At 66.6% G+C, this 8,542-nt stretch carries 14 protein-coding genes and 1 pseudogene; 5 read left to right on the plus strand and 10 right to left on the minus strand.

The features are described from left to right. A partial coding sequence (locus Q1V87_RS02210) for a hypothetical protein (protein WP_300590667.1) occupies positions 1–302 on the plus strand: 302 nt, incomplete at its 5' end. 28 nt (positions 303–330) lie between these two features. Here the strand turns inward: Q1V87_RS02210 and Q1V87_RS02215 are convergent. After that, complete coding sequence (locus Q1V87_RS02215) at positions 331–702, minus strand: hypothetical protein (protein WP_300590668.1); 372 nt, start codon at positions 700–702, stop codon at positions 331–333. Between the two features lie 291 nt (positions 703–993). Next, positions 994–1,299, minus strand: coding sequence for a hypothetical protein (locus tag Q1V87_RS02220; RefSeq protein ID WP_300590669.1), 306 nt, complete (start codon positions 1,297–1,299; stop codon positions 994–996). Positions 1,300–1,347: 48 nt separating this feature from the next. Between Q1V87_RS02220 and Q1V87_RS02225 the strand changes: the two genes are divergently transcribed. Together Q1V87_RS02225 and Q1V87_RS02230 are read left to right on the plus strand one after the other, a co-directional pair. After that, the gene (locus Q1V87_RS02225; RefSeq protein ID WP_300590670.1) at positions 1,348–1,569 is read left to right on the plus strand and encodes a ribbon-helix-helix domain-containing protein; all 222 of its coding nucleotides are present in this window, start codon (positions 1,348–1,350) and stop codon (positions 1,567–1,569) included. Further along, a complete protein-coding gene (locus Q1V87_RS02230; protein WP_300590671.1) occupies positions 1,566–1,934 on the plus strand; it encodes a type II toxin-antitoxin system PemK/MazF family toxin in 369 nt (122 codons plus the stop codon). The genes Q1V87_RS02225 and Q1V87_RS02230 overlap by 4 nt, the downstream gene beginning before the upstream one ends. A gap of 111 nt (positions 1,935–2,045) precedes the next feature. On the opposite strand, the gene Q1V87_RS02235 is transcribed toward Q1V87_RS02230, so the two are convergent. From Q1V87_RS02235 to Q1V87_RS02245, 3 genes are all read right to left on the minus strand, one after another. Continuing rightward, positions 2,046–2,327, minus strand: coding sequence for a HigA family addiction module antitoxin (locus Q1V87_RS02235; protein ID WP_300590672.1), 282 nt, complete (start codon positions 2,325–2,327; stop codon positions 2,046–2,048). A 12-nt stretch (positions 2,328–2,339) separates the two neighbouring features. Then, positions 2,340–2,621, minus strand: a complete 282-nt coding sequence (locus Q1V87_RS02240; RefSeq protein WP_300590673.1) for a type II toxin-antitoxin system RelE/ParE family toxin — start codon at positions 2,619–2,621, stop codon at positions 2,340–2,342. 131 nt (positions 2,622–2,752) lie between these two features. Next, positions 2,753–3,559, minus strand: a complete 807-nt coding sequence (locus Q1V87_RS02245; RefSeq protein ID WP_300590674.1) for a hypothetical protein — start codon at positions 3,557–3,559, stop codon at positions 2,753–2,755. Positions 3,560–3,736: 177 nt separating this feature from the next. On the opposite strand from Q1V87_RS02245, the gene Q1V87_RS02250 reads away from it, so the two are divergent. Continuing rightward, complete coding sequence (locus tag Q1V87_RS02250; protein WP_300590675.1) at positions 3,737–5,323, plus strand: HNH endonuclease signature motif containing protein; 1,587 nt, start codon at positions 3,737–3,739, stop codon at positions 5,321–5,323. 153 nt (positions 5,324–5,476) lie between these two features. Here Q1V87_RS02250 and Q1V87_RS02255 read toward each other — a convergent pair whose 3' ends face one another. The 5 genes and pseudogenes from Q1V87_RS02255 to Q1V87_RS02270 all read right to left on the minus strand — a co-directional run bounded on the left by Q1V87_RS02255 (position 5,477) and on the right by Q1V87_RS02270 (position 8,040). Continuing rightward, positions 5,477–6,232 carry a DUF2071 domain-containing protein gene (locus tag Q1V87_RS02255; RefSeq protein WP_300590676.1) on the minus strand — a complete coding sequence of 252 codons (756 nt, stop codon included), beginning with the start codon at positions 6,230–6,232 and terminating at the stop codon, positions 5,477–5,479. Positions 6,233–6,325: 93 nt separating this feature from the next. Continuing rightward, positions 6,326–6,814: a DUF6036 family nucleotidyltransferase gene (locus tag Q1V87_RS02260; RefSeq protein WP_300590677.1), complete on the minus strand. Its 489-nt coding sequence runs from the start codon at positions 6,812–6,814 to the stop codon at positions 6,326–6,328. A gap of 44 nt (positions 6,815–6,858) precedes the next feature. After that, entirely contained in the window at positions 6,859–7,062 is a 204-nt protein-coding gene (locus tag Q1V87_RS02265) for a hypothetical protein (RefSeq protein WP_300590678.1), read from the minus strand. 204 nt (positions 7,063–7,266) lie between these two features. After that, positions 7,267–7,446 (minus strand): annotated as a pseudogene (locus Q1V87_RS16255) (helix-turn-helix transcriptional regulator); the annotation flags it as partial. Between the two features lie 99 nt (positions 7,447–7,545). Further along, a complete protein-coding gene (locus tag Q1V87_RS02270) occupies positions 7,546–8,040 on the minus strand; it encodes a GNAT family N-acetyltransferase (protein ID WP_300590679.1) in 495 nt (164 codons plus the stop codon). A 151-nt stretch (positions 8,041–8,191) separates the two neighbouring features. Between Q1V87_RS02270 and Q1V87_RS02275 the strand changes: the two genes are divergently transcribed. After that, entirely contained in the window at positions 8,192–8,455 is a 264-nt protein-coding gene (locus Q1V87_RS02275; protein ID WP_300590680.1) for a type II toxin-antitoxin system Phd/YefM family antitoxin, read from the plus strand. Positions 8,456–8,542: the final 87 nt, after the last annotated feature.

The following is an 8,542-nucleotide window of genomic DNA, read 5'->3' on the forward strand; positions in this document are numbered from 1 at the left end:
ATCCGGTCGACTTCGCCGGCATCAACGACCCGCTCGTCGAAGAGCGCTTGCACCGCGCACTGGACGACCGCTCGCCGAGCCTGAGCACGCTTGTTGCCACGCGCATCACGGTCGAAGAAGCGCTGAAGCAGCTGGCACAAGAGCATCCGCGGGACGTCGAACTCATCGTCTGGGGAGTCGTCGCTGACCTACCGATCGACGAGGTCGCAATCCGGGCCGGAATCTCCCGCGACGCCGCGAAGAAGGCTGTACGCCGCGCGCTCGATCGGCTCCGCGACGTGCTGGAGCGGGACGGGCGCTGAACCCGAGCCCGCTCCAGCGCCGCTGCGTTCAGCCGCGGCGGGCGACCCTCCGTTCGGGTACGTACTGAGCGGTCGTGCGCGCGAACTCGCGCTTCCACGACCACTGGTCCATCACGTACTGCGCGAACTCCTCCTCCGAGAACCTGAGTTCCTCGTCGACCGACATCGCCGCCATCGTCAGGATGCGGTCATAGTCGTCAGTGTGGTCCTCAGGCTCGGGCAGCCGGAAGTACTGGTCGACCTGCCCGCCGCGCCGAATGTCGGCAAGGCGCGTCTCCAGCTCCTGGATCCACCGCTTGCGGTATCCCTCGAGCGCACGCTCGAAGACATCACGATGTGCGTCCCGATTCCGCTGGACGACTGTGATGAACTCATCCCGGGTGACTCGGACAGAATCCATGTGACACTCCCTTCGCTGTGCAGATCACGGTGATCTGCCGCACATTCATGTACGTGCGGAAGGCCGCGAAGGTGACATCGCCGCTAGCCGTCGGGCTTGTCTACGCGAATACCTCCACCGAAGCCGTCGCACCCGGGGTGCTCTGCACCCGGGCGTTACAGGTCACGAGCGTGGCGCTCGTGAGTTCGGCAAGTGCGACGTATCCGAGCTCGCCGCCTCACGCGACCATGGCCACAACGACTGATGCGTCGAGCACAACGGGCGCGGGTGCCACGCTATCGGCATCCGTTGTCATCGACGCCCCTCGTGGACAGCAGCGACGATCTCGTCCGCTGTCAGGGCGGGATTCACACTGGCGGCCAGTCGCGCACGCACCGCTGCTTCCGCCGCGCTGGGCGTGCTCGCGATGCGGACGAACTCTGCGCTCAGGAACTCCTGCAGCGACATGCCCGACCGCGCCGCGCGGGCAGCGAGCTCGTCGCGCACCTCATTGGGCACGTTGCGGATCGTGATGTTCACCGGCATAGCGCCAGAGTAGGCGCGGATGCCTGCATTTTGCATGCGCTCCTCCCCTGCTGTGTTCTTGTTATCAGGCATCCCCAACTCACTCCACCCGTGATCTTGCTACTTCGGTAGCATCGAAGAATGGTGCATGTGAAAGTCAGCCTCAGCCTCAGCACCGATGACCTCGCGTTCCTCGACGACCAGACTCGATCCGGCGTCTACTCCAGTCGGTCCGCGGCGGTGCAAGACGCCGTGCGAGTGCTGCGCGAAGAACGACTCGCGGATGCCTACGCCGACACCTTCGCCGAACCTGCCGATGATGCGTGGGATGCGGCATCCGGCGACGGACTTGCGCGGCCGTGACAGATCCTGTGCGCGCGTTGCGACGCGGTCACGTCGTGCTCGTCGATCTCGACCCAGCCGTCGGATCCGAAGCCGCGCGAACTCGCCCGGCCATCGTTGTCAGCAACGCGACAGCGAACCTCAGCGCTGCGCGCACCGGACACGGGGTGATCACGGTCGTTCCGGTGACCTCGAACATCTCGACGGTTCATCCGTTTCAGGTGCTTCTCTCGCCGGAAGAATCGGGACTCCCCCGGCCCAGCAAAGCCCAGGCCGAACAGGTGCGCGCAGTGTCGATTTCGCGTGTGAGCCGCGTGACTGGCCGCCTTACCGGCGAATCGCTCGGCGCGCTCGACGACGCCCTGCGGCAGCACCTGGCTTTGTAACGGCCCTCAGCCCACCCAGGGTCACGCGGGTGCCGTCATCCTCGGCCTTGGCCTGCCGGTATGCCGCAACATCCTGGGCCATCTCGAACGCTTCGAGAGCCTCCACGTTTGTCACGCGACGACGAGGGGCTCCACGTCGTGGCTCTTGCCTTCGAGTTCGCGGGCGAGGTCGAAACTCGTCTGCATCGCCATCCAAGCGCGGGCCGTCCCGACGCCCGCGCGCTCGAGACGGACCGCGAGGTTCGGACTCACCCCGGAATGTCCGTGAATGACACGACTAAGCGTGACGCGGGAAACGCCGAGTCGTGCGGCCGCTTCCGCGACAGTCAGCCCCAGTTCGCCGAGCACGTCCTCCCCGATGATCTGCCCTGGGTGCGGTGGGCTCTTCATCATGATGCTCCTCCCTTAGTGATAGTCCTGGTAGTCGACGAGCTCGACATCCTGCCCGACGAATCTGAAGGTCACTCGCCAGTTGCCGCTGACCCAGATCGACCAGTGGCCAGCGACGTCGCCCCCCAGTTCGTGTGCGCGAAATCCCGGGATCGCGAGGTCTGCGGACGATTGCGCGACATCGAGGAGACCCAGGATGCGAGTGAGCTTCGGCGCGTGTGCAGGCTGCACACCCTTCGTCGAGCCTGACTCATAAAGCGCCTGGAGCCCTTTGTGCCGGAAGCTCACGATCACCATTCGAGCGTATCGCGTATCGCATCGCGATACACGGATCATTCGCAGCAGGGCTCAACCAGCGCGAGGCAGCGGGTGCGTTGGCGGCGCGTACCCGACGGCGAACCGGCGGTCCCGAGGCGTGAGAGCCCGACTCAGCCCACCCAGAGGGTCGAGAGCACGAGCGCGGCGGGTGCGAGAGGGATGAGCCATCCGAGGAGCGCGTCGGTGCGGCATCCGTCTGTTCGCTTGATATCGCGGCGGGCACGCCATCCGGTGACGACCCAGACGGATGCCGAGGCCGCCAGCACCAGCAGAGTCACGATGCGAACGGATGCCGCAACCTCGAAGCCTGCGAGGAGGGACGTGATCTGCGCGAAGGCGATGACGCCCCACGGCACGATCGCGACCGCGGATCCGAGGGCGAAGGCGGGACCGCCGAAGCGGCCGGTCGCGGCGCGGTGATCGTGGACGATGAGGAAGAGCGCTCCGGCGGCGCCCAGCGCGTAGATCGGCACGAGACTCGTGACCTCGGTGATGCCGTTGAGCTGCGCGACGAGAAAGGTGCCGACCCCGGCCAGCTGCGAGTATTCGATCCAGCGCCAGGTGTGGCGATCGGCTGCGGCATCCGTGGCGTGACGTCTGCGGACGGCAGGGACGAGCAGCAGCAGGCGCATCGCGGCGACGAACAGCAGCAGTACGGCGATCGCCGCGCCCATCTGGATGCCGGGCCACACGTCGGGCGTCGGAGTGACGACGATGATCATTCCGCCGTCGGCCGGGGCGATTCCGGGTGGGGTGAGGGTCAGTGTGATGAGGGGCGCGAAGCCCGACTGCAGGCTCGAGGCGACGAGGGCGACCGCGGCGAGGATGACGGCAGCAGCCGCGACCGCGAGGTCAGCGCGCGGCACGGGCGGGGTGCCTGTCGGTGCGTCGGCGCGCGGGCGGGTGGGGTTGATCATGCCACTCCTTTTCCGGGCCTGGGTGCGCCGATGTCGGTCTGGTGTCGAGCTTAGGTCGTGTGCGTTCGCGGGCGTCGGTTCCTCCCCAGGCGGCTTGAGAAATGACCTGTCCACAGGCTGTTTTCGGTTCTGTTGCGGCCCGCGATGAATGTCGGAGGTCGGTGAGAGAGTGAGCGTATGAACATCCTCACGGCGATGCGCGAGCGGCTTGACCGGCTCGCGGTCTTCGCTGAGCTGGATGTCGAGCCCTCGAGCCTCCCGTCGGGCGCCGCGGCGCTCAGTGATGCATCCGTGTTGGAGGTGTTGCGAGAGGTCACCGGCATCGCGAACGACGCGGAACGGTTGCAGTCGGTGGTCGCGGGCGTCGCCGCCCAGCGGTCGAAGCGCGAGAACGGACATTCCGGGCTCGCGGCCACCCAGGGGCACGCGTCACCGGTTGCTCTGGTGCAGTCGATCACCGGCGGAACGCGCGCTGATGCGCTGCGGCAGGTGCGCGTCGGACAGTCGCTGCTCGATGGCGCGGCGCCGGATGCGGCTGCTGCCTCGGGTGCTGAGCCGGCACCGGTGACGGATGACTCCCCCGACGCCACTCGCGCGCCGTGGCACGCTCCGCTGCAGTCAGCCCTGTGGGCCGGTCGCTTGACGACGGCTCAGCACGATGCGATCCGTGGTGGTCTGGGTGAGCCCGAGGCTGATGGGGTGGACCCGGCATCCGCTGCTCTCGCGTGGTCTGTCGCGGCCGAGACCCTCGTCGATGAGGCTGTAGCGGGGGCATCCGTTGAGGAGCTGCGCTCTCGGGCCCGGCAGTTGCGCGACATCCTCGACCCCGTCGGCGCCGAGAATCGGTTCCAGGAGCGGTACGAGAAGCGGTCGCTGCGCATGTGGATCGATCAGCACGGGCAACACCATGGCCACTTGCTTCTCGACGATGAGATGGCGCTCTGGCTGCGGTCGACGTTCGCCGCGGCGCTGCGTCCACGGCGTGGTGGCCCCCGGTTCATCTCGGATGCCGACCGCGCCGCCGCCAAGGAGCTTTCGGACGATCCGCGCAGCAACGAGCAGCTCGAGTACGACCTGTTCGTCGATCTCATCCGTGCCGGGGCACTTGCCAACGCCTCGGATGTCTTCGGGGCACGCCAACCCGGGGTGCGGATCGTCATGGTGGGCGATGCCGACGGGCCACGGGACCCGATCGGGCGGCTCATCAAGACCGGCCACGCCGAAGACGGCGGGGATGCCCTGCCCGGATCGGTCGTCGACCGCAACATCTGCATGAACGGAACCGTGACTGTCACCATCGACAGTGGCGGCAACCCGCTCGATGTCGGACACGAGCAGCGCCTGTTCACGACGAAACAGAAGATCGCGCTGGCAGTTCGCGACGGCGGATGCGCCGGGGAAGGATGCCCCGTGCCGGCGTCGTACTGCGAGGCCCACCACATCGACCACGTCGCCACCGAGAACGGCCGAACCGACATCGACCGCGGCATACTGCTCTGCCGGTTCCACCACATGCAGCTCCACAACAACGGGTGGAAGATCATCCGCGACGGCCACGGCGCGTTCATTCTCGTGCCACCGCTCGGGCATGTGGGTCTCGACGGCGAACCGGCGACCCCGAGGGTTTTGCGGACGAAGGCGCCGTGGGCGTGGGCGTGGGATCCGCCACCCCCACCCAATCGACCACCCTGGCGCGAGGCGAGGCCCCGTGAGGGTGATGAGAAGACGCTCGTGGGGCGGCTGGATGGTGTGCTCGTCGGATAACCGGATGCTGCGCTTGCCGGGAAACCACTCCGATGGGCAGCGGGATGCTGGGTTCGCGAGGCGCACGCATGATGCGTTCGCCGGGCACCCACATCGTGTCTAGCGATCCGGAGGGATAGCGAGATGGGGATGAGAGTGCCTTCGCAGCATCCCTCAGCGCACGCGAACGGGAGCCGCGAACTGCGTCATGAAGCCGGGATGATCCATCGGCATCGCCAGCACCGAGTCGGGCCGGCGCCCGGCAAGTTCCGCGAAGCCTCGGTCAGCTAGGAGACCATCACGGATGCCGAGCAGCTCCGCCTGCCGCAACGGCCACGGCTCGTGCCTGTTGGCGGCCCAGATCGTGTGGCCGAGGTGCCACTCATGGAAGCCCCACCGCGCCGTGAGGAAGCGCGACAGCTCGTCATCGACGACCTCATCACCGACCCGAACACGCAGGCGTGTCCCTGGGCCACGCCGCGCTGCACCGTCTGCCCGTCGGCGCCGGGAGCGGTACTCGACGGTGCCGGCATCCTGCGCATCCTGGCGATGGCCGATGCTCGCCCACCGATACGGCAGACCGAACAGGGCGCGGGCTGTCAGCACAGGGATCAGATGCTCGGCCTCGAGCGTCAGGAACACCACCCCGCGCCGACCCTCGTCATCGACGCCGTAGGTGCGGACGTTGATCTCGTTGAACGTCCCGAGAAACGGCACCGGCGGGGCAGGCAGAAACTGCAGCTTCGACAGGACGAAGGGAACGAGACCGACCCAGCCCGAACCATCGAACGTGTCGGGACGCACCCCCGGCGGCAGCAGAGGAGCGAGGCGCGCGGCATCCACCCGCCAATGCAGGAAGACCGCCTGCGACCAGCGCTGGGCGATAATCGCCCGGCCGGGCAACGACGGAGGGTGGCTCGAAAAGGCCATGGCTCCATTCTTGCGTCGCGCCATGGGCCGCGGCGGTCAGGTCTCGTTCTCGCGGATTGCGATCGCGCGCTCATGCAAAGCGGGCATCGTGGCTCACAACCAGGGCGAGAGCCATGCATGCGCGGTCGCAGCGCGCTCGGCCTCATCCGGAATCGACGCTAACCGCTCGGCGATCAGCGCAGGGTCGACCAGCGACGCTTCGAGCAGAGCAGCGACGAAGGCGCGATCCTTCTCGCGGTGCGCGATGAGTTTGGCTGCACAGAGGTCGTGCGGATCGAGGCAGAATCCGACAGCACCGTCTGTGTTCTCGCCGCTCACCGGAACGAGCCGAGACTCCCAGCCGAGGGGCAGCTTTGCGGTCCGCCGTCCCACACCCTGAATGTAGAAGCCCTGTGTCTCGTGGAACACAGACATCTCGCCCACTGCGGCATCGATCTCCGTCGCAAGCGACTCAACATCGTCATCCTCGATCGGACACATATCGACCTCGACAGACATCACCGCTTCGGCGGGGAGTTCACTCTCGTCCCACGAGCCAAGAATCGACTGGGATCCGATGATGATGATCTCTCGCTGCTTCACGATCCTTGTTGCCGCGCGTATGGCGTGCTCGAGCTGATCCCGTCTCACGCTGCAGCCGCTCGTCGCACGACGTCGCGCCGCTCATCCTCCGACAGAAGGCCCGCGAACGGCGTCATCTGGCGCAGGTCATCGGCGCGCTCACCTGTCGCGAGCATGAACTCGATCAGCTCCCCGGTTGGGGCGTCGAGCATGCGCTCCCAATCATCGAGCCACCCTTGCGACAGGGCTCCGCGCGCGTTGAGGCGCATTCGAGCAATATTCTCGAGAGCTCGTGAACGAATGTCGTCAGGATTCGAGCGCAGTTTCCGCGCGACCGCCCGATGCAGTTCGCGGCTTACCCGGGCTGCGCGAGAATCCTCTTCGCCTTTCTGCCTCAGCGGAGATGACACGCGTTGACGATTCGGTGACGATTCCTCGGTGGTCGCCAGACCTTTCGCATGAAACGTAACTCCCAGCGTGTCTGCGACCGCCCACGCCGTTGCGAGCGAACTACCCTCGCCTCGCTCCAGCCGTCGGAGCGCTTGCACACTCACACCCGCCGCGTCTGCGACATCGCGCTGATCGCGGTGACGACTCAGGCGCTGCGCACGCAGTATCTCCCCTAACCGCTGGGGTGATTCGAGCGAGATCATGACTCAATTCTATCTCTAATAGATTGTTTTTCATCTATTGAGCATGGGTGACGCCTTACCGCACGTCCCCCTTCTCCAGCGAAGAACTGGTCGAGAGACTCAGCGAACCATCCGCACCGAGCTCAGCAGCGGCCGATACTCGTCTTCCCTTCGGGCGCCGTCGAGAGTGAACCCGTTGCGCTCATAGAAGCGGATCGCGCGCGGATTGCGTTCGGCGACCCACAGCATTGCAGGGTCATCGCCGAGGACGGCATCCAGCAACGCCTGGCCGAGACCCGTGCCGTACTCGCTCTCCAGGACATAGATCAGGTAGAGCTGGCGCTCACGCGGGAAGTCCTCGCCGTCGGCGGCGACGGCCGCTCCCGACATCGCGATGCCTACAATCTGCCCGTCCCGGATGCCGACCCGAAACACCGAACCCAGCGGCGGGTCCTGCAGAGTGCCTCGCCACCACTGCCTGCGCGACTCCGCGTACTCCGGCGTGAAGAAGCCGTCGGGAAGGAGGTTCGTGTACGCCTCCTGCCAGCTCTGGACGAGGACGGCAGCCCATGCGTCGGCATCCGCGATGTCGGCCGGGCGGATCGTCCAGGTCATTCAGCCATGGTGCCACGCGTCGGACGACGGGGATGATCGGGCCACCCCGCCGGATCCAGCGCAAGCCGCGTACCGGGTCCGACACCCACGACTACCGTGTCGGCCGGCGTCACAGATCTCATGTGTTCCGAAGTGTGGCTACACTCGGCTCATGAAAAGCGCCACAATCGGCATCCGTGAGCTGCGCGACGGCCTGAGTCGGCACCTGGCCGAGGTGCGTGCCGGAACGGAACTGACGGTCACCGACCATGGACGTCCGATTGCACGGATCGTGCCGATCGGCGTCGAGTCCGGGCTCGAGGCCCTCGTGCGCGCGGGACTGGCAACCCTCCCCGACTCGGGGCTCGCCGCACTCCCCGAGCCGGTCGACGCGTCCGGCACCGTGAGCGATCTCGTCGCCGACCAGCGCCGCTGAGCACGGCGTGACGATGCTCGCGTATTTCGATACTTCAGCACTCATCCCCCTCGTCATCCACGAACCAGCGACTGCGCGCTGTCGGGC

It is taken from the genome of Microbacterium sp. (assembly GCF_030149085.1).
Classification (GTDB): Bacteria; Actinomycetota; Actinomycetes; order Actinomycetales; family Microbacteriaceae; genus Microbacterium.